Source organism: Shewanella sp. GutDb-MelDb (genome assembly GCF_002836075.1).
Taxonomy (GTDB): Bacteria; Pseudomonadota; Gammaproteobacteria; order Enterobacterales; family Shewanellaceae; genus Shewanella.
On record NZ_PJBM01000130.1, the window covers coordinates 1 to 19,947 of the forward strand.

The 19,947-nt window shown below is 43.6% G+C and carries 17 protein-coding genes and 1 pseudogene; 6 read left to right on the forward strand and 12 right to left on the reverse strand.

Annotation, left to right across the window (positions count from 1 at the left end; genetic code table 11):
• The 5 genes from CXF82_RS04480 to CXF82_RS04500 form a co-directional block, all read right to left on the reverse strand.
• Positions 1 to 482 (reverse strand): MCP four helix bundle domain-containing protein (locus tag CXF82_RS04480; RefSeq protein WP_219621768.1); only part of this gene is annotated, 482 nt, incomplete at its 3' end.
• Positions 483 to 802: 320 nt separating this feature from the next.
• Positions 803 to 1,534, reverse strand: a complete 732-nt coding sequence (locus CXF82_RS04485; RefSeq protein ID WP_374702354.1) for a hypothetical protein — start codon at positions 1,532 to 1,534, stop codon at positions 803 to 805.
• A gap of 26 nt (positions 1,535 to 1,560) precedes the next feature.
• A complete protein-coding gene (locus CXF82_RS04490) occupies positions 1,561 to 2,727 on the reverse strand; it encodes a BamA/TamA family outer membrane protein (protein WP_101093491.1) in 1,167 nt (388 codons plus the stop codon).
• A gap of 359 nt (positions 2,728 to 3,086) precedes the next feature.
• On the reverse strand, positions 3,087 to 3,299 hold the full coding sequence (locus CXF82_RS04495) for a helix-turn-helix domain-containing protein (RefSeq protein ID WP_101093490.1): 213 nt from the start codon (positions 3,297 to 3,299) through the stop codon (positions 3,087 to 3,089).
• 3 nt (positions 3,300 to 3,302) lie between these two features.
• Positions 3,303 to 3,806, reverse strand: a complete 504-nt coding sequence (locus tag CXF82_RS04500; protein WP_232775167.1) for a DUF2975 domain-containing protein — start codon at positions 3,804 to 3,806, stop codon at positions 3,303 to 3,305.
• Positions 3,807 to 4,000: 194 nt separating this feature from the next.
• On the opposite strand from CXF82_RS04500, the gene CXF82_RS04505 reads away from it, so the two are divergent.
• A complete protein-coding gene (locus CXF82_RS04505; protein ID WP_102038849.1) occupies positions 4,001 to 6,049 on the forward strand; it encodes a S9 family peptidase in 2,049 nt (682 codons plus the stop codon).
• A 314-nt stretch (positions 6,050 to 6,363) separates the two neighbouring features.
• Here CXF82_RS04505 and CXF82_RS04510 read toward each other — a convergent pair whose 3' ends face one another.
• On the reverse strand, positions 6,364 to 6,771 hold the full coding sequence (locus tag CXF82_RS04510) for a hypothetical protein (RefSeq protein WP_102038850.1): 408 nt from the start codon (positions 6,769 to 6,771) through the stop codon (positions 6,364 to 6,366).
• Between the two features lie 406 nt (positions 6,772 to 7,177).
• Here CXF82_RS04510 and CXF82_RS04515 point away from each other — a divergent pair, with 406 nt between their 5' ends.
• Together CXF82_RS04515 and CXF82_RS04520 are read left to right on the forward strand one after the other, a co-directional pair.
• Positions 7,178 to 8,422 (forward strand): Xaa-Pro dipeptidase, encoded by a 1,245-nt coding sequence (locus CXF82_RS04515; RefSeq protein ID WP_257982731.1) that lies wholly within the window; start codon positions 7,178 to 7,180, stop codon positions 8,420 to 8,422.
• Positions 8,423 to 8,921: 499 nt separating this feature from the next.
• Positions 8,922 to 9,371 carry a hypothetical protein gene (locus CXF82_RS04520; RefSeq protein ID WP_102038851.1) on the forward strand — a complete coding sequence of 150 codons (450 nt, stop codon included), beginning with the start codon at positions 8,922 to 8,924 and terminating at the stop codon, positions 9,369 to 9,371.
• Between the two features lie 135 nt (positions 9,372 to 9,506).
• Here CXF82_RS04520 and CXF82_RS04525 read toward each other — a convergent pair whose 3' ends face one another.
• Complete coding sequence (locus CXF82_RS04525; protein ID WP_102038852.1) at positions 9,507 to 10,409, reverse strand: DnaJ C-terminal domain-containing protein; 903 nt, start codon at positions 10,407 to 10,409, stop codon at positions 9,507 to 9,509.
• A gap of 777 nt (positions 10,410 to 11,186) precedes the next feature.
• On the opposite strand from CXF82_RS04525, the gene CXF82_RS04535 reads away from it, so the two are divergent.
• Complete coding sequence (locus tag CXF82_RS04535) at positions 11,187 to 12,779, forward strand: BCCT family transporter (RefSeq protein WP_101093483.1); 1,593 nt, start codon at positions 11,187 to 11,189, stop codon at positions 12,777 to 12,779.
• A 186-nt stretch (positions 12,780 to 12,965) separates the two neighbouring features.
• On the opposite strand, the gene CXF82_RS04540 is transcribed toward CXF82_RS04535, so the two are convergent.
• The 4 genes from CXF82_RS04540 to CXF82_RS04555 form a co-directional block, all read right to left on the reverse strand.
• Positions 12,966 to 13,805 carry a DUF2306 domain-containing protein gene (locus tag CXF82_RS04540; protein WP_219621769.1) on the reverse strand — a complete coding sequence of 280 codons (840 nt, stop codon included), beginning with the start codon at positions 13,803 to 13,805 and terminating at the stop codon, positions 12,966 to 12,968.
• A 312-nt stretch (positions 13,806 to 14,117) separates the two neighbouring features.
• On the reverse strand, positions 14,118 to 14,756 hold the full coding sequence (locus CXF82_RS04545) for a hypothetical protein (RefSeq protein ID WP_102038853.1): 639 nt from the start codon (positions 14,754 to 14,756) through the stop codon (positions 14,118 to 14,120).
• Positions 14,757 to 15,473: 717 nt separating this feature from the next.
• Positions 15,474 to 17,117: a chaperonin GroEL gene (groL, locus tag CXF82_RS04550; RefSeq protein WP_101093478.1), complete on the reverse strand. Its 1,644-nt coding sequence runs from the start codon at positions 17,115 to 17,117 to the stop codon at positions 15,474 to 15,476.
• Positions 17,118 to 17,210: 93 nt separating this feature from the next.
• Positions 17,211 to 17,501, reverse strand: coding sequence for a co-chaperone GroES (locus CXF82_RS04555; RefSeq protein ID WP_101093477.1), 291 nt, complete (start codon positions 17,499 to 17,501; stop codon positions 17,211 to 17,213).
• A 247-nt stretch (positions 17,502 to 17,748) separates the two neighbouring features.
• Here CXF82_RS04555 and CXF82_RS04560 point away from each other — a divergent pair, with 247 nt between their 5' ends.
• Both CXF82_RS04560 and CXF82_RS04565 read left to right on the forward strand, forming a co-directional pair.
• Complete coding sequence (locus CXF82_RS04560; RefSeq protein WP_101093476.1) at positions 17,749 to 19,101, forward strand: MATE family efflux transporter; 1,353 nt, start codon at positions 17,749 to 17,751, stop codon at positions 19,099 to 19,101.
• Between the two features lie 10 nt (positions 19,102 to 19,111).
• Complete coding sequence (locus CXF82_RS04565; protein WP_101093475.1) at positions 19,112 to 19,768, forward strand: Qnr family pentapeptide repeat protein; 657 nt, start codon at positions 19,112 to 19,114, stop codon at positions 19,766 to 19,768.
• Between the two features lie 26 nt (positions 19,769 to 19,794).
• On the opposite strand, the pseudogene CXF82_RS22750 reads toward CXF82_RS04565, so the two are convergent.
• Positions 19,795 to 19,938, reverse strand: a pseudogene (locus CXF82_RS22750) (LysR family transcriptional regulator); the annotation flags it as partial.
• Between the last annotated feature and the right edge of the window lie 9 nt (positions 19,939 to 19,947).

Genomic DNA, 19,947 nt, shown 5'->3' on the forward strand with positions numbered 1-19,947 from the left:
TAAGAGCGTTGACTACTTCCCTTGAACTCAAGTGCCTTATTACGCGCAAAGTCGATTAGGAAAGTCATGTTTCGGTTCAGCTTTTTAACATGCAGCGCTTCTTTCCCAGTGGTAATACTTGCAGCGAGTTGATGTTGGTTATTACGTTTCAAAGCAAGCACTTCGTCACGTATAGATTTCCATTCAACAAAGGATTTATAGGCGACATTAATCTGTTCTTTATCCCCAAGAAAACGTTGTTTGATTAATTCGAAATGTCGATACACTTCTTGTTCATGTTGATCGACTTGCGAGATGGCTGCGTCTAATTCATCTTTGTTTCTAGCTAACACCGCATCCTTCATATAACGGTGCATAGCAAGGATATCGCCATTGGCTTCTAATACCGCGATACTGACAGAAAAGGGATGCTGGTACATTTTATGATTGAGTTCAGCAAGCTCTTTGTTTTCATCTACCGCCATGAAAACGAATAGCATCATCAACAGAACCATGATTGCAAATCCTACAAGAATGACCCGTGTAGAGTATTTACTTTGTGATAGTCCAACGTTACCCATGCACATCCTGTTGTTGATTTGATTAGATTAGTTTGTTTTTATCAACGGCTAATATATGTATTCTAGGATAAATTATTAGGATGTGAGTTTTGTTTGATGTAATGCAGAGGATTTATAGGGGAGCAAAAAGTAACTGACGAAATATTCTGGCCTATTCGGCCTATATATCTAGAACCCGAAGGTGCATTGGGAGGGGTTTAATAAACGCTTGCTGTGACCCGACAGTGACAGGCTCAGAGGAGCTACTCGCAAGATGAACTGTAGTGATTAAGTTCGATAAGCCCTTCAATTATGATGCCGTGATAACGGGCTTTAATTAATTGATAATCCATCGTTGGCGCAAAGTAGTAAGTCACCTCTTCGGCACCAGACTGCTTAACCGGGATTAAGGTTAACTCGCCCCAAGGTGCGATGTTTACGGTTTGCGGGTCCTCAACATAAAGTTGATAAGGCTCTATTGCATCTGAAGCTTGTCTGATTAATGCAAATTGTGTGCGGCCTTGGAGCAAGTACTGACGAATTTGAATCGCTAAAGTGTCCACGTCCCGCAAAGGGAGATGAGCAGAGGTATAGTTGGTGATATCACCATCAATATCGACCCGAGATTGACGGCCGTTATGGCTAAAAGAAACCTGCATGTCTCTCGCCCTAAACCCGGTCACTTTTTGATGAAACTTGTCGGTTATCCACTCATTAGTTTTATTGGACCAAGACAACTCAGCCCGCTGTTGATATTGAGTGCCAATGCCTAAAATACTGGCTTCACTTTTTGAGGTTACCACCGCAGTGTTACCCAACCAAGTCTCGGTTCGGGCCATTGTTCCAGTATGAATACCACTGAGGTAAATATCGTAATCTGAACTACGGTTACACTGTTCTTTTACAGGGACTTGTTGATCCATCTTTGACTGACTAGCGAACACGTTATTAACGAGGGCAAGCGTTAACGCTAGCCCCAAATAACACGTGTTCATCGTCAATGAAACTACTCTAGTCAAAATCAAAAGACTTCGTTCACATTGAGGTAGAAGTTAGTTTCGTTCTCGCCGACACCAATATCAAGACGCAAATTGATATTGTCTTTGATTTTAAAGCGGAAGCCTGTGCCATAAGAGGTCATTAGCTCCTCGTTAAGATCGCTCACCTTTGATGCTACGCTACCCACACCGCCCCAAAAAACCATGCCATAACGCTGGAAAATCGGTAAACGATATTCAACTTGGCCCATCATCATCTGCTTGTCGCGGTAGCGCCCTTTAATATAACCACGCATTGCACTTGAACCGCCTAAATCTGGCAACATGTTCCAAGGTACATCGCCCTCGGTGAACTGCCCTTGCACTTGCCATGCAATCAGCCCTGGCGCAGAGCTAAGTAGCGATGTTGAACTCAAATCAATGTAGTTTGCTAGCTCAAGGTTATAGGTTGAAAACGTCGAATATTCACTGTTCTGGTAAAGACCTGCATCGATTTGGAACAACCAACCCTTAGTCGCATTTAAGCGATAATCTCGTGAATCATAGATACTGGTAACGACGATACCCGAGCTAAAATTACTCGGTAAAAGAGTGTCTGCATCTACTGGTACGCCAGTTTCGACTAACTCTAATTTGTCAGCACTGGCATAAGTGAAGTCAGCCCCAACCCCTAGAAAATAATTATCGGCGACTTCTGTCATCCAGCGAGGTTTGAAACTGTATAACTGCTCTTCAAATTCATGATGATTCGCGTCGACATTGCCGTCATCAATACCTTGGCCATAATAAACTGACGCTTCATTATGTAGCTCTAGCCCGAGTAATAAACGCTGTTTGCCACCATTGAAAAAAGTCATGTTTTCAACTTCAACGCCGTAAGAGTTGTTCATTGAAACAAATGAATTTAATACTAACGACGACGGTTGCTCTTCATTCGATGCACCGTCAGTTTTATACAAACCGACCATCAACAGACCAACACCAAACTTCTTCTCGGGTGTGTAATACGCGGTTGGTAGATAACTCATATCAATGGGTTTGCTGTCATCGAACTCACCGTCGGCACCAAAAACGGACAAAATGTTATCGACCCAGGTCGGTTCCATGTTCTCAGGAGTTTCAAACAGAGGTTCAACAGCGACAGCCACATTGGAAAAGGCAAATAAGGTTAGCAGTAAAATCCGTTTCATAAGTACTCGAATCAATAATGAAGAATTATGGGCATAAGGCGGACGCAATGCTGTTTGCAAAAGAGATTAGGTAAGGCCAGCTTGCACTTTTCCCCCTTACTTTTGCTACTTTTACTTTGGTTTCATTCGAACCGCATAACGACCTTTCAGGCAGTCAATCGACTTGCCGAGCGCATTCTACCACTACCGCTATTTTCAACCATTACTTTTTTAGCTTAGGGGTTATTCCAATACAGATATGTGAGTTGTTGCTTGGGGAAAAATGGCATGCTCTGCGATGACATAGAACAAAGTTGACTCTGGGCTCTCTTCCTCTAAAAAGAGAGCCCTATTATCTCAATAGCTTCGACAAAACAGAACTACTCTGGAACCGTACGAAACTCTAAAATATCACCAGGCTGGCACTTCAGATAATTACAGATGCTCGCCAATGTTTCAAACCTAACCCCTTTGACCTTGCCTCTTTTTAGTAGAGAGAGATTGGCTTCAGTGATACCTATCGCTTTAGCGAGCTCTTTAGAACTCACCTTTCGTACCGCCATCATTACATCTAAATTAACTATAATTTCCATGGCTTAAATAAACTCTTTGTTTTCAGCTTCGATTTCTCTAGCGGCTTTAAGCAAATAGACAATAATCAACATCAGTAAGATTGTCGTAATATTGCCAAAATCTAACGGTAACTCGATGTGAGTTTTATCGAAGAAAGATTTATGGTAATAACCCGTCAGCAGATGTTGAACGATTTCAAGTGCAAAATCAGCCAGCTTTATCCATATCAACCACAAATAACAGCGCATGGCATTGTGTCCAAAAAAATGACCTTGATGATAAAAACCTAGCAATTTTTGCAGCCAATACACCCCAACTAAAAACATGATAAATAGCGGCGCCTGAATCGCTAATAACACCTGTCTACTCGCCCGCTCATCCCACCATAACTCGGTAAACAGCATACTAGTTGAAAAGCGAATATCTCCTTGAATAAAATAGCCATAGCCAAGGTAAATCAATATAGACACGGCACCAAAAATAACTGCGATTCTAAAAAAACCACTGATCTGCATCAGCTTCTGCATATTGGAATTCATAACCTTTTGTAGACCTCAACTTAAATGACCTGCCAATTATATAAGACAACAACATTTGATTGCAAAATAATATTTAATTATCGTTTTACAATAATTATTTTATGTAATAGGCTAATTAGCATTCAGGATAATGAAAGATTAGCATTGCTGTCAGCCATAGCGTTGTCGTAAAGGATAAAAATATGATCACCAATAAAGTCTTACCCAGTCTTTTAGCTACTGCACTCGCTTGCAGCTTATTTGTCACTGGGTGCTCCCAAACACCTAAAGTGTCGTCTGTAGAAACAGTGCAACAGCAAAGTCCACTCATTCCGCTTGAATCCTTCTTTAGTGAGCAGAACATCACTCACCTCAACACCTCTAACGATGGTCAATGGATGGCGTTTCTAAAGGAGTATCAAGGAGTCAAAAATATTTACTTGCTACCAGCAGGCGCCAAACTTGAAGAGGCCGTTGCAATTACTGATTCCAAAGAGCCAATCAATGAGTTTAGGTGGTCAACTTCAGGAAATAGCATATTCTTTTTAAGTGATAATGGCGGTAACGAAAATACCCAAATCTACATGCTAACACTCGATTTAACTCACGATACCCCCAAAGCAACCACAACCGCGCTGACTCACAATAATGAAGTCACATATCAGATTATTGAGCAGCCCAAAGAAACCCCCAACAACTTAGTGCTGCTATCAAACCAGGATAATCCTCAACAACTTGATGTTTACCGTTTAGATGTAACAAACGGTTCAATAAGTAATGTTTTTTCAAACACGTATGGTTTCAATAATATACAGACCAACAAACAGGGGATCCCTGTTTTAGGTGTCAGCAGCAATCCAGATAACACCACTAGTCTGTATGCCAAGGTCGATACCCAATGGAAAGTGTTAATAACGACTGAGTTTGGTGAAGATATTGATTTACTGCAGTTTGATGAAGATAGCAACGTCGCCTATATTCGCGCCAATATACAGGGACGAGACAAACAAGAGTTGCTCAGTTTAGACATAGCCACTGGGAAATTGACGACGCTGCATACCGATCCAGAAAATGAATCTGACGTCGAAGACGTCTTGTTTGACGACAGTGGCAAACCGATTGCGGTTAGCTACTACGGCGGCCGCCTGCGCACCTATCCATTAAGCCAATCATTTGCTCAACATTGGGAAAATATTAACGCATATTTTGCACAGGATGTAGAAATAACCATAGCAGAACGCAATGAAGAGTCTGGTTTATGGCAGCTGCATGTCGCCAGTGATATCGATATGGGTAATGACTATCGCTACAATGCAAATACTGGAAAAATCAGTCTATTGCTCAAGCAGCAACCAGCGATCGATCCCGCGCTATTAGCAAAACGTCAGTCCATTTTCTACGTAGCAAGAGACGGTGTAAAAATACAAGCCTATTTGACTCTCCCAAAAGGGCAAAACAAAAACCTTCCAACGATTATCTTGCCCCATGGTGGTCCATGGGCACGAGATTATTGGACCTTGAGTTCAGGTTACTTTAATCCAATTGCTCAACTATTGGCTAACCGAGGTTATGCTGTATTACAGCCGAATTTCCGAGCATCTACAGGGTTTGGTAAACGTTTTCTCAATCTTGGCAATAAAAACTGGGGCACTGGCAGCATGCAAGATGATCTTACTGACGGTGCTAACTATCTCATCGACCAAGGGATTGCTGACAAACAACGTTTAGGGATCATGGGCGCTTCATACGGTGGCTACGCTGCGCTAGCAGGTGCCACATTCACACCCGATCTCTATAAAGCTGTTATCTCTTACGTTGGCCCCTCAAGCTTAATCACATTAATGGAGTCATTCCCGCCACATTTCCGTCCCTATCTTGGGCAATTTTATAGTGCGGTAGGCGACCCAGAAATCGAGATGGATCGTAAAGATATGCAGTCTCGTTCACCCATAAACTTTGTCGATAACATTAAGGCGCCATTGATGTTGGTTCAGGGAGCAAATGATCCTCGAGTCACTCAAGTTGAGTCCGATAATATTGCTAAAGCAATGAACAAAAGAGGCTTGCCTGTTGAGTACATCTTGGCAAAAGATGAAGGCCATGGTTTTCAAAAAAGAGATAATAAGCTTGCTTATATTGTCGCAATGGAACAATTTTTTGCCTTGCATTTAGGTGGACGCCAAGACAATACGGTCCCTGCCAACCTCTCTAACCACTTAGCCACACTTAAAGTGGATGTGCCAAGCCTTTAATTGAAAGCAGTGCTATAAACACAGTTAGAGACCTTAAATTGACCGAAGAGTAATCACTCTTCGGTTTTTTATTAAACATAGCCACTTAACTTTCCAAGCACTATTTAATACTTCAATAACTATTATTTAGCTAAGAGATTAATCTATTGTGGATACATTGGTTATTGTTGAGAGAAAAGCGGCAAGCTGTGCAATACCGTGGGATAAAGCTTACTCAGCACCCTCTTTCATTACGCGGGTTTAGCCAGCAGATGGTAACGTTTGGCTATCGTGATAAAGATGAGCCTGAGTAAATCTTACTCAGGCTTCCATTATCAGCCCTGTAGCCACAGTATGAGATCATTAGCATTTTTCACAGCAAACTGCCTTTTAACTAGCTTTCCAGCAGGATCAAAAAGGAATAGTTCAGCTGAACCCGCTCGATATTTTGCGATAAATTGATCGCCCTCTGGCGTGCCAATACTGGCGAGAAGAAACAACGCATTATCGCCCAGATGCATACGAGCCTCATTCATTTGTGTGGTCTGGCTATGACTCAGTGTCAGGTTAGGATCATAGACAAACACCAATGCAGGTAAGCCTGTACCTATTTGTTCGTGGGTGGTTTTAAAACCTTTTGGCATTACCATCAACAACAACCAAACCACTACCACGATTGATGCAATGACCCCAATAAAAACCAAAGGCTTACGCCGAGTCGAGTGTGAATTTTGTGTATCCATGCTAACTATTCTCTCTTTTAACTGTTGAAATACATGACAAAGCAATCAATTGTAATAAACAAAACTGAAACGTATATTAAAAACGCTAGCGACAGACTGAGTTATCTCAACCTCATAATCGAGTTGGCCAACCCCTTAGGCTGGTTTTCATTTTGACCTATGGAAGCTACTGAGCTAAATCAATCAAGCTTAGAAAAATTGATTGCTCTCCCCCTTTTTTCAAATCAACCGCAACTAGTGTTAACACAAGGTTAACATTTATCGTATGATAGTTTTCAAGCTCATTCCAGCTAAAAACAATAAAGGGAAGGCCACAAAGATGGTAAATAAGAATAAAGAGTTCATGACCTTAACCAAACAAAAATTAAAATCCTCTTTGCAGTTATCCTTAGCAGCGGCAATAGCAATGACCCTGAGCTTGCCGACTCTCGCACAAGATACGCTGTTAATAGCAGATGCTTACGTCGATGTTGCAGCAGGTAAAACCATTAAAGACGTTGCTATAGTGATTAGCGACAACCAGATAAGCCAAGTCACCAAACAATCAAAAATCCCGACTAATAATGATTATAAACTCGTCGACCTAAGTGGAAAAACCCTACTCCCAGGCGTCATGGATATGCATGTGCACCTATCGGGTGATGCAGAGGATAACTTTCTAGCAGCCCAGAATTATTCCATTCCACGTCAAACCGTTAAAGCGGTAAAGAATGCCGAAAAAACCCTAATGGCAGGCTTTACGACAGTGCGAGACCTAGGCGCTTCAGGCTACGCAGTGATCGCTACCCGCGACGGCATCAACGCTGGTGAAATTCCTGGACCGAGAATTTGGGCTGTAGGCCATGCTATTAGTATTACCGGCGGACATTGTGACGATAACTTCTCATCTCCAGAAAAGAAGGCCAAGGCACAAGGGGTCGCCGACGGACCTTGGGCTGTACGCGCTAAAGTCCGAGAAAATATAAAGTACGGCGCCAATGCCATTAAAGTATGTGCCACTGGCGGAGTCTTTTCTAAAGGAACCAAGGTGGGAGTTCAACAGTTAACCTACGAAGAGATAAAGTCTGCCGTTGATGAAGCCCATATGCGTGGACTCGTCATTGCAGCCCACGCCCACGGAACCAGTGGCATTAAGGCATCAATCAGAGCTGGTATCGACAGCGTCGAGCATTGCAGCTTTATGGATGATGAAGCGATCGACATGGCGATAGAAGCGGGTACTTACCTATCTTGTGATATCTACAATACTGAATATACCCTCGCCTTTGGCGCCGCCAACGGTGTGCCAGAAGAGAACATCAACAAAGAAAAGCTGGTATCACAAGCGCAGCGTGACAGCTTTAGAAAAGCGGTCAAAGCAGGTGCAAATATGGTGTTTGGCTCAGATGCTGCTATCTACCCTCATGGTGATAACGGCAATCAGTTCTCACGTATGGTTAAATTTGGTATGACCCCAGCCCAAGCTTTACAAGCAGCAACGATTAACAGTGCCGCTTTGCTTAAACAAAACAACTTGGGACAAATAAAAGTAGGATTTTTAGCAGATATCATCGCCGTAGAGGGGGATCCGCTAAAGAATATCAGCTTAATGGAAAACGTGACTTTCGTGATGAAAGATGGACAAATCTTTAAGTCCTTAGCCAGCGAATAAACTTTCATTGCCCGCAAACAAGTAAGCAGGATGAGCCATGTCATCCTGCTTCCCCCCTCTTTCATTCGAAGTTACAGATTTATTTTCATCAGCATTAAGCAAAAACTATAGGTTAACCCGCTGCAAGTATTGAGTAGCCAAACTCTTTACGCTGCAATTCGCCCATTAATTAGTACTAAAGCCTTTACCCAAAAAGCCGATAAACAATTATCTTATACCAATTGCATTAAGTACCTGTTCATTCAGTTGGAATTCAAAGCGCTGAAGGCAAGCCGGAAACATGAAGCTAATAGTGATTCTATCTCGAGTGTTTTCGACGCAGCATACAGCGCTTTGAAACCCACCCGACGTGAAGCACTCACGCATTCCACTTCCGCATTGCATTGGCTCACAAGGGAATAACCATTCTCTCGTCAATGCGCTTTGAAACGAAAAGCGTGAGCGCTTCTGAATTGACGAAATACTTAATGCAACTGGTATTATTATGCAAGGAATAGCAATGAACGTTTCCGGCTTAGGTATAGGATCAGCATCTTCGGTCACTCAAAACATGAAACAAGCAGAGATCAAGGTAAGATCTGATATCGCTCCACAAGCAATATCGACCTCCCCAGTTGCTGGATCAGATACAGTGTCTATTTCAGATGCAGCGCAAAAAAAGCTGTCGACTGAACTTGGCATGGCCATGAACAAAAACTCTGCCACCACAAAAGCGCAAGAACAAAAAAGTGAAGAACTAGATACGCGTACCGATATAGAGAAAAAAATCGATAAACTTAAAGAAGAGATAAAAGAGTTACAACAGGAGCGACAAGCACTTGCGGGTGATAAATCAGCGGGCGCTGATGAGAAACGCAAAGAGATCGATAATAGAATGATGATGCTCAGTGCACAGATAACCACCCTGCTGAAAGCACAGAAAGAGGAAGCCGAAGCGGCCTCTAAGTAACCTATAGAAATTGTCTGCCTAGCTCATTTTGCACCAAAATAAGCTAGGCTCACGATAAACGTACACTGAGTACATATAGAGATTAAAGTTGAGGCCAGTGCTGCAGGCTTGCTCTGCAACACTGCTTAAAGCGTATTAACTTTCTCTTAAAGCGTTGAACTGTTCCAGTAATGAACGTTGTTCTTCAGTGAGATCCTGCGGAATTTCCACCTTAATTTGCACAAACAAATCACCGGTTTCTCCTTTACGATCCGTAACACCTTTACCCTTTATCTTGAACTTTCGACCATGTTGAGTCCCAGCGGGCACTTTAAGCTTAAAGCGCTTATCCAATACGTTGACTTCAATCTCGCCACCCAGTGCCACCGTCACCATATCGACAGCCTTGGTGTAAATAAGATCGTTCTCTTCACGTTCAAGAAAAGCATGAGCGCGGGTGGCGATCGTTAGAAATAGATCACCAGCAGCTCCACCATGTATTCCTGCACTCCCCTTGCCGGTGAAGCGTATTTTCTCACCGTCTTTAATACCCGCAGGGATCTTAACTTTTATTTTTTTATTTTCGCCATTAACCGGTAGTTCAACGACTTTTTCAGCACCTTGCACTGCATCAACAAAGTCTACAGTGAACACAAACTCTTTATCTTGCCCTTTTTGAGTTCGGCTTCGCCCTCTTGATTGAGAAAACATACTTTCAAAATCATTTGCATCAAAGCTGTGACCACCAAAGCCACGTTCTCGCTGACTAAACCCGGCACCAAACATATCGTTAAACCCGCCTTGGCTATAACGTTGTCCATCCTGGCCATTGTTTACATACGCATCATGACCAAAATCATCATATTTCTGGCGCTTGTCAGCATCAGTCAGTACTTCATAGGCTTCTTTAGCATTTTTAAAATTTGTTTCTGACACAGAATCATCAGGATTTTTATCGGGATGGTACTTCATCGCTAGCTTTTTATAGGCTTTTTTTATCTCTTGATTTGAGGAGGCCTTTGAAACACCTAGCACGCTGTAATAATCTTGTTTAGACACGCTAAACCCTCACTAATGTGTATCTCAAAAAAAGGGCCATGAGTTCTCTCTTATCGCCCTAAATATTAACAAGCTTATGTGTTCAAGTGACTATTGAGTCCAATCTTGTCTTGTTTAACCATTGTAATGCTATTTCATTATTTAAACTCGCCATCTACACATTCTCACGAAAATATTTATCCCCAGCCACTGTAATCGATGGCTTAAAAGACCAAGTCATTTGTCAGCAAGCAAAGTTTTATCACCAATATTGCCCCAACATTAAAATGGACGGCAACAATGATGGCACCCTCAGTGAAAGACAGTGGTGTAATTAGCATTTAAAGGAGCGGAATCAAACCCCGTTTGTTCATAAGCTAAAAGAAGACATAAAAGAGTGACTAGAGCAACGACAAGCGCTTGCGAATGACCATTCAGAAGCAGCCGAATCCGCCTATTAATAGCCTATTGATATTGTATGTCTAGCTTATCGCACACTTGGATAATCTAAGCTACGTCATCCAACGTTAAGTTCCATTCCATTATCTATGGGATAGAGATAAAGCCCTCAATCCCTAACGGTTCCCATCAGACAAATACTTAGAACACGAACTATATATACATGTTCGCCGACTATTGGAATAGCAATAAAAACGCCATTAATCAGGTGGTATTTGAGATTTAGTACTGGAGTTGTTATTATCCCCCGCGTTATTTTATTTCGTGGTCTAATTACTTTATTTTTAAAGACCATTTCGTTTTTACTTTTCGATTAAAAGTATTACAAGAGCAAAACATTTGAGCATCAATTCGGATAACACATTAAATAAATACAGTATTGAAACAACGGACTATCAGGTTGGTCAGGACAACGTCCAAAAATGGGGTTTCGATATACATAACCGCGTATTCGGGATCAGCGCAGGCCTTATTCTTATCTTCCTTTCCACACTCCTCATCGTTGATCCAAGCACTTCAAAAGAAATGCTAAATACCCTGAAAAGCAGCATCATTGAAAACTTTGATGTTCTCTTCATGTGGTCAACCAACTTTTTCGTCCTTTTCTCTTTGGCACTAATGCTGTCGCCGCTCGGTAAAATCCGTATTGGCGGCAAAGAGGCCAAGTCAGAGCACTCCAGAGTTTCATGGCTGGCGATGCTGTTTGCCGCAGGTATGGGTATCGGACTGTTGTTCTGGGGTGTTGCTGAACCTACCGCTTACTTTACTGACTGGTGGGGCACGCCATTTAATGTAGAACCATTAACCCCTGAAGCTAAAACATTGGCCATGGGGGCAACTATCTTCCATTGGGGTATTCACGGCTGGTCAATCTATGCGATTGTCGCGCTCGCGCTGGCATTTTTCACCTATAACAAGGGATTGCCGCTGTCGCTTCGTTCTGTGTTCTACCCGATCTTTGGTGACAGAGCCTGGGGCTGGCTAGGACATGTCGTCGATGTTATGGCAGTACTGTCGACCTTGTTTGGTTTGGCGACTTCGCTGGGATTGGGGGCAATGCAAGCCACCAGTGGTATCAACCATGTATTTGGTACTGATGGCGGTATCGGTATGCAACTGGCAGTCGTTATCTTAGTGACTTTAATTGCTATTGGCTCTGTTATTCGTGGCATCGATGGCGGCGTTAAAGTGCTGAGTAATATCAATATGCTATTTGCATTAGCCTTGCTGATATTCGTTACTTACGTCAGCTTTGATATTGTAATGGCGTCGATTCCAGACACATTAATGGCCTATGTGAACAATGTCATTGGCCTGAGCAATCCGCATGGTCGGGAAGACACAACATGGATGCATGGTTGGACCGTATTCTACTGGGCATGGTGGATTTCATGGTCACCTTTTGTCGGTATGTTTATTGCCCGAATCTCTAAAGGCCGCACAGTACGTGAATTCCTGTTTGCCGTGATTTTTATTCCAACATCGATGACCATCATTTGGATGGCTGTCTTCGGCGGTATTGCGCTCGATCAAGTCGCCAATAAGGTGGGTGAGCTGGGTGCTAATGGCTTGACTGATATTTCACTCTCTCTGTTCCATGTATACGATGCTCTACCATACGGCTCTGCCATTTCGATTCTTTCGGTTGTGCTGATATTGATCTTCTTCGTGACCTCATCGGATTCAGGTTCACTGGTGATCGACAGCATTACCGCTGGCGGCAAGATAGATGCACCGATCCCTCAGCGCGTCTTCTGGGCAACTGTAGAGGGCGCTATTGCAGCAGTCATGCTTTGGGTTGGCGGTAAAGAAGCGCTGCAGGCATTACAGTCCGGCGTCGTTGCTACTGCATTACCCTTCACCTTTGTGCTGTTACTAATGTGCGTTAGTCTGATTAAAGGGCTGAAAAGCGAATACGCGTTATACCGATAACGGCGATATATAGAGAAAACCAGTAACACACAGTAATATCATGACCGGCCTTAACCCAATGTTTGAGGCCGGTTTTTTATTACTTCAGAAAACCCATTAGTTACACAAAAGATTAAATAAAGGGGTAGTCAGACTCTGCCTCCATTTCGTCGATGTGAAAATCATCTCATTGCCAACATTTTTCGATTAGATTCGTGGTAACCACATTCCCATTGAAGCAGCGAAAATACCGCAGGCCATACCAAGAGAGAGTACAACTAAGCTTAAAGACATCACCATCTTATACTTTGGATTTTTACTGTCTGATGCAGCAAAATACAGTTGAGCGACAGCAAGCGGAAGCAGGTACTGAGCAAAGCCCAAAAAGCTTAAGAATGGCCCTTCGAATGTCTTAGGATCAAACCCTACAGGTGCCTGATGGACCATTAACCATAGCATCAGTCCAATACGAAAAAACCATACCCCTCCCATAACGATAAACAACCTTATTGCCCAACGTCTATGGGTTTTAATATCTCGCTTAATCGCGTTATATACCGCCAGCCCTGCAAATACCATGATTAAAATGGCGTTTAAACTGATGCTGTACTTACCAATCTCACCGCCTGCAACGCCGCGACTCCACACCATAAATAAACCACCCAGACTTAATATAAAAGCGGTTAGAATATAGACCCGTCCGTTAACGCGATGAAACTTAGGCGCATAAGATCTTATTTGGGGAATAAGCTGTAACGGCCCACCAATGAGCACCACCAAGGCTAAAAACAGATGCATTCCTACCGCTAAGTTACCTATGGTGTCACCTGCAATATAACCGTGTGGCATCACCTTATTCCACTCTGCAAGATCTCCGGAAAAGGTTGCCCCACCATAAAAAATGGCCACATAGGCAGCAAAAATCCATTGCCCCATGACAGTCACTGCAAACCATAATTTCGCACTATGACCAAGCCAGTGCCTATTCGTTGAATTATGACTTTTACCATCTACCGCTATTGTTCTGATTATTGCAGCTTCGCTCATTCCTATCCCCTTGGCGTACCTTAAAAGTTAACAATTTTTATTTAACACATCGTTAACAGCAAAAGTTATGCCAGAAATATAAGAGCTATAAATCAATGCATTACCCAAAGCGTCATCTCAAAAGATAATATATTCACTGAAAATCAGTCAATATGGCGATTAATATGGCATCGAATAAGAATGGTCCATTCCCCTAAACTGGGACATTAAATAAGTAGGTTCTGCAATAAATAGCGCGGAGAGAGTCTGATCCAGTCCTTTTAACGAGATACTGAAGGAAAGTTTACTCTGACCCGCCCTATTTTGATTAGCTTAAAACAGATCTTCTAGCCACTTCTTGGTCAGGCCAATACTGAGCATAACCTTAAGCTTTATAAGTGCCATGGTATCACCAGACTCCAGTGCAGTTTCGCCGCAACGCGGATCTGAGCGCTGCAATGCACCAGTCATTTTATGGTCGATTGGGATCGGTTCACAACCGTGTCCCGACTCACAAATAAAGTCCCACTTCTCTTTAGCGGGCACATGACAAGTGAAGCAGTTGCCATCGAAGCGATTCACTACATCAACAAAACCACGCTTTGCAATTTTAGAACCACTTTCATCAACTTCTAACTCAAAAAACTCCCAGTCACTGGTTGCCGGAAAAGTGCCAGGCTCACGCTTGACCATAACTTCGGTTGGTACCAGTTGCACCACAGATCCTGTCGGATATATCGCTCCCTCAGGTGAATTAGCGGCGGCCAGAGTCCCGTTAATGTCTCCCAACAGATTATCTACGTAAAAGTGGCGCACTGGCGTCATGTCGCGTATGCAGCTAAAACTTGTTTCATCAACATTTACAACGGCAGGTTCAGATTCAGGCGTTGTCGCGGCAGTGCTCGCTGTACTGCAAATCAGTGTAATGAACAAAATCATCGCACGTTGGCCATTAATTAATTCTGCTTTCATGGTGTTCCTTATTGTTAAAGCTTAAAAGATGAGCCAGATTTAAAATCTGTTTTACTACAGGCATTCATTGAACAGCCTGTGATCCTTTACTGCAGTCGGATTGAATATATATTTCGAACAATTCAATTGCGCGCAATATTATTGCGTTTATTTACTCATGACAAGTCTATGCTGGATAAACTTGTTAAAATAAACGCATTTGCTCAAGGCAAACACTAAGCCAATTATAGTCTCAGCATCTTAAGCTCATCAGGGATGATAAGAGGGTAACCTTTTAAAAGTTTGGGTCAGAGTAAACCTATGTTTTTCCCTTTTTCTCTAAAATCGATTAACCCAATTCCAAACCTCGCCACTCACAGAGTCCAATCTTCCCCGTTGGAAATTTTCGCTTCTCAGAAATTTCGCCGGGGTGCTGAGGGATTGACTCTTATGAACTCTTAGCAAATGCAATGGAGCGGGGACAAGCGCTTTACCCCTTGGCTCTGCTCTTTACAACAGAATGGGCGAAGCGCCACAGCTTTAAACTAATCTGCAGACATAAAAAAACCGATACTTTTAAGTATCGGTTTTCTTTATTTGGCTTTAGCTTTTGAGCTATAGACCGACAACGTATTTTACGTAGGATAAATTGATTATAACAAGGCGCCTTGAGCGACGCGTAGTCTTTCTTACGCGAGCGAATGGCAACGCAGTAAGAATCAATTTAGACCAGTAAAATTACATCATGCCGCCCATTCCACCCATACCGCCCATACCACCCATATCAGGTGCACCAGCTGATTCTTGTGGCGCATCACACACCATAGCTTCAGTAGTGATCATTAGGCCTGCAATAGATGCAGCGAACTGTAGTGCACAACGGGTCACTTTAGTTGGGTCAAGGATACCCATCTCTAGCATGTCGCCGTAAGTGTCGTTACCCGCGTTGTAACCATAGTTACCAGTGCCGATCTTCACGTTGTTAGCAACAACTGAACCTTCTTCACCCGCGTTAGTCGCGATTTGACGAAGCGGTGCTTCCATAGCGCGTAGTGCGATAATCACACCGTGCTTCTGGTCTTCGTTAAGCACTTCAACTTCACCAATTTTGCTTGCTACACGTACAAGTGCAACACCACCACCAGCAACAACACCTTCTTCAACGGCTGCGCGAGTTGCGTGTAGTGCATCTTCTACACGTGCTTTCTTCTCTTTCATTTCAACTTCAGTGGCTGCGCCAACCTTGATTACGGCTACGCCGCCTGCAAGTTTAGCCATACGCTCTTGAAGTTTTTCTTTATCGTAGTCTGAAGTTGATTCTTCAGCTTGGATTTTGATTTGTGCAACGCGTGCTTTAATTTGAACTTCTTCACCGTTACCATCAATGATAGTGGTGTCATCTTTAGTGATGATAACGCGCTTTGCAGTACCCAAATCTTCTAGAGTCGCTTTTTCAAGCTCTAGACCAATCTCTTCAGCAATAACAGTACCGCCAGTTAGGATAGCGATATCTTGTAGCATTGCTTTACGACGATCGCCAAAACCTGGGGCTTTAACAGCAGCGACTTTAACGATACCGCGCATGTTGTTTACCACTAATGTGGCTAGCGCTTCGCCTTCAACGTCTTCAGCAACGATAAGCAGTGGCTTACCTGTTTTAGCTAGACCTTCAAGGATAGGAAGCAATTCACGGATGTTTGATATTTTCTTATCAACCAACAAGATGAATGGCGTTTCTAGTTCAATACTGCCCATTTCTGGGTTGTTGATGAAGTATGGTGATAGGTAACCACGGTCAAACTGCATACCTTCAACAACATCTAATTCGTTCTCTAACGCTTGGCCTTCTTCAACAGTGATAACGCCTTCTTTACCAACACGCTCCATCGCTGTTGCGATGATGTCACCAATTGATTCGTCAGAGTTAGCTGAGATAGTCGCCACTTGTGCGATAGCTTTAGATTCTGAACACTCTTGTGACAGTGTCTTAAGTTCAGCAACTGCAGCGATAACCGCTTTGTCGATACCGCGCTTAAGATCCATTGGGTTCATGCCAGCAGCAACGGCTTTTAGGCCTTCTGTCACGATAGCTTGAGCAAGCACGGTAGCAGTAGTAGTACCGTCACCCGCAGCGTCATTGGCTTTAGAAGCAACTTCTTTCACCATTTGAGCGCCCATGTTTTCGAACTTGTCAGCAAGTTCGATCTCTTTAGCGACTGACACACCATCTTTAGTGATAAGTGGAGCACCGAAGCTCTTGTCTAGTACTACGTTACGACCTTTTGGGCCTAAAGTTACTTTTACTGCGTTTGCTAGTACGTTAACGCCTGCAAGCATTTTTACGCGTGCATCGTTACCAAATAATACGTCTTTAACAGCCATTTTTAATTGTCCTTTAAATTCTGTTTAAATTACCGATGTGTCCTCTAAGCTCGAGCAACACATCAGCATTGAAAAATGTTTAAACGAAGTGGTTTAACTCACAACAGCCATTAGATCAGATTCTGAAAGGATCAGCACTTCTTCACCATCAATTTTTTCTTTCTTAACGCCGTAACCTTCGTTGAAGATAACCATGTCACCCACTTTTACGTCAAGTGGCTGAACTGAACCATTTTCAAGAATGCGGCCATTACCTACAGCAAGAACTTCACCGCGTGATGATTGCTCAGCAGCACTACCTGTTAGTACGATGCCACCAGCTGACTTTGATTCAACTTCTGAACGTTTAACAATGACACGATCATGTAATGGGCGAATATTCATCGATGGATGCTCCTAGTATTTTGGTCGCCAGCGCTTATTGCTGACTATTAAAGATTGTAACGATATTGGTTGTTTTCACCTCTGTGAAAACAAAAATCTCGCTTGATGTTCGAGATATGGGGGTAAAGGTCGACAGTTCCAAGCCCCATTTATAAAATAAATCTGTTTATTTTAACTCTGTTTTATAAATATTGCGGCAATCCTGATAGAATTCGCCGTCCAAGCATAGACTAGGCAACACTTCCCTATGAAAGACAGACACGGGCTGCTAACACAGCCAATTGGTCGTGTACTGCTAAATATGAGCCTCCCAAACCTGATTGGTATTCTAACCATTCTCGGGTTCAGCCTCATTGACACTTTTTTTATCAGCCAGTTAGGCACCGAATCCCTAGCGGCAATCAGCTTTACTTTTCCTGTAACCTTAATCATCGCCAGTATCGCTATTGGCATTGGCGCAGGAGTTTCCACCAACTTAGGCCGCCTTATAGGCAGTGGCCACGCCGATAAAGCCAAGATTTTTTTGCATGACGCGCTATTGTTAACCTTCTTGGTAACCGCGGTTATCTCGCTGCTTGGCAGCTTGTGTATTAGTCCGTTATTTAGCTTGCTCGGCGCTAACCAAAACAGCTTACCGCTGATCCATGACTATATGTTTACCTGGTATCTCGGTGCGCCATTATTGGTGTTGTTGATGGTGGGTAACCAAGGCCTACGCGCGACGGGGGATACCCACTCGCCGGCTAAAATAATGATGTTGGCGGCGCTGATAAACCTGATTCTGGATCCGCTGCTTATTTTCGGTATTGGGCCTTTCCCACGCTTAGAAATTCAAGGCGCTGCCATTGCCACGGTGGTCTCTTGGATAGTGGCGCTGTCGTTATCGACTCATCTACTGATTTTTAAGCGTCACTTAGTCGAGTTTGCTGAGTTTAATCTCGCCAGACTTAAGTGTAATTGGAAGCAACTGGCGCATATTGCCCAGCCTGCAACCTTAATGAACCTATTAAACCCAGTCACAAATGCCATTATCATGGCGATGCTGGCACGTATCGACCATAGCGCCGTCGCCGCCTTTGGCGCGGGCACTCGATTAGAGTCGGTGATGTTGATTGTGGTCATGGCGTTGTCGTCAAGCCTGGTGCCATTTGTGGCGCAGAACTTAGGCGCAGGGCAAACCGCTCGTGCCCGTGATGCATTGCTGCTTTCACTCAAGTTTGTATTGTTGTTTCAAACCCTACTTTATCTGCCGCTATTCTTTTTAGCCGAGCCTTTAGCACAATTGTTCAGTAGCGACCCACAAGTGATTGAGTGGTTGAGTTTTTATATTTTGGTATTACCTGCCGCTTACGGCCCTCTCGGCGTTGTTATCTTGGTGGCGACCACGCTCAATGCCTACCATAGACCCATGAGTTCACTGGTATTAAATATCTGCCGTTTGTTTTTAATCATGCTGCCATTGGCAGCTCTGGGCTCTTATCTGGGCGGCGTAAAGGGCTTGCTGCTCGCGCTACCGATCACCAATGCGTTGATGGGACTGGCTTGCTATATTCTGGCACGTCGAATTTCAGAACCTGAACTCGCTCCAATAGCACACTAAAGGACACCCGATGCTGGCATCAAAACAGATTTTTAGCGATGAAGATTTTAGCGACCAAGATCTGCAAGATGCCCATTTTGAGCATTGTGAATTCCACCACTGCCGCTTTAACCATGCCGACCTAACCGATGCGCGTTTTAGCCATTGTAAATTTGTACGACAAGGCGAAGATGAGGGCTGTGATTTTAGCTACGCGACGTTAACCAGCGCCAGCTTTAAACACTGTAATTTGAGCATGACCCTGTTTAAGGGTGCCCGCTGTTACGGTATTGAGATGCGCGAGTGTAACTTGCAGGGGAGCGACTTTAGTCGGGCTAGCTTTGCCAATTACATTACCCCTAAAAGCTATTTTTGCTCTGCCTATATCACCGCTTGTAACTTGGCTTATGCCGACTTAAACAGTGCATTGCTGGAAGAGTGTGAGCTATTTGATAATCGCTGGCGCGGGGCTAACCTCACTGGCGCGTCGATGAAAGGCAGCGACTTAAGTGGCGGCGAGTTCTCCCCAGAGCAATGGGGCACCTTTGAGCTTAAAGGGTGTAACCTCACCCGAATTGAACTCGACGGTTTAGATCCGCGCAACGTTGGGCTTGAGGGCGTGATCATTAATCAATGGCAACAGGAGCAATTACTGGCACCATTGGGGCTGATAGTCACGCCTGACTGAAACCCCTGGTTAAGTATGCGCGTGGGTTAGATAGCGCCGCGTAATCTCTCTTCCCTGCCGCAGCCCTTACCTGAATTACAACGCTCGAGTGCCGCCATCATATGATCGATAAATCGCTGACTGGCTAAGCTAATAAAACGTCTTGAGGGATATACCCGATAGCACTTGCCTATATCATG

Coding starts and splice junctions, on each gene's coding strand:
- CXF82_RS04545 (WP_102038853.1), bottom strand. CDS start 14,756: ATGAAAGCAGAATTAATTAATGGCCAACGTGCGATGATTTTGTTCATT.
- CXF82_RS04565 (WP_101093475.1), top strand. CDS start 19,112: ATGCTGGCATCAAAACAGATTTTTAGCGATGAAGATTTTAGCGACCAA.
- CXF82_RS04505 (WP_102038849.1), top strand. CDS start 4,001: ATGATCACCAATAAAGTCTTACCCAGTCTTTTAGCTACTGCACTCGCT.
- CXF82_RS04485 (WP_374702354.1), bottom strand. CDS start 1,534: ATGAACACGTGTTATTTGGGGCTAGCGTTAACGCTTGCCCTCGTTAAT.
- CXF82_RS04500 (WP_232775167.1), bottom strand. CDS start 3,806: ATGCAGAAGCTGATGCAGATCAGTGGTTTTTTTAGAATCGCAGTTATT.
- CXF82_RS04540 (WP_219621769.1), bottom strand. CDS start 13,805: ATGAGCGAAGCTGCAATAATCAGAACAATAGCGGTAGATGGTAAAAGT.
- CXF82_RS04515 (WP_257982731.1), top strand. CDS start 7,178: ATGACCCTGAGCTTGCCGACTCTCGCACAAGATACGCTGTTAATAGCA.
- CXF82_RS04510 (WP_102038850.1), bottom strand. CDS start 6,771: ATGGATACACAAAATTCACACTCGACTCGGCGTAAGCCTTTGGTTTTT.
- CXF82_RS04520 (WP_102038851.1), top strand. CDS start 8,922: ATGAACGTTTCCGGCTTAGGTATAGGATCAGCATCTTCGGTCACTCAA.
- groL (WP_101093478.1), bottom strand. CDS start 17,117: ATGGCTGTTAAAGACGTATTATTTGGTAACGATGCACGCGTAAAAATG.
- CXF82_RS04490 (WP_101093491.1), bottom strand. CDS start 2,727: ATGAAACGGATTTTACTGCTAACCTTATTTGCCTTTTCCAATGTGGCT.
- CXF82_RS04560 (WP_101093476.1), top strand. CDS start 17,749: ATGAAAGACAGACACGGGCTGCTAACACAGCCAATTGGTCGTGTACTG.
- CXF82_RS04555 (WP_101093477.1), bottom strand. CDS start 17,501: ATGAATATTCGCCCATTACATGATCGTGTCATTGTTAAACGTTCAGAA.
- CXF82_RS04495 (WP_101093490.1), bottom strand. CDS start 3,299: ATGGAAATTATAGTTAATTTAGATGTAATGATGGCGGTACGAAAGGTG.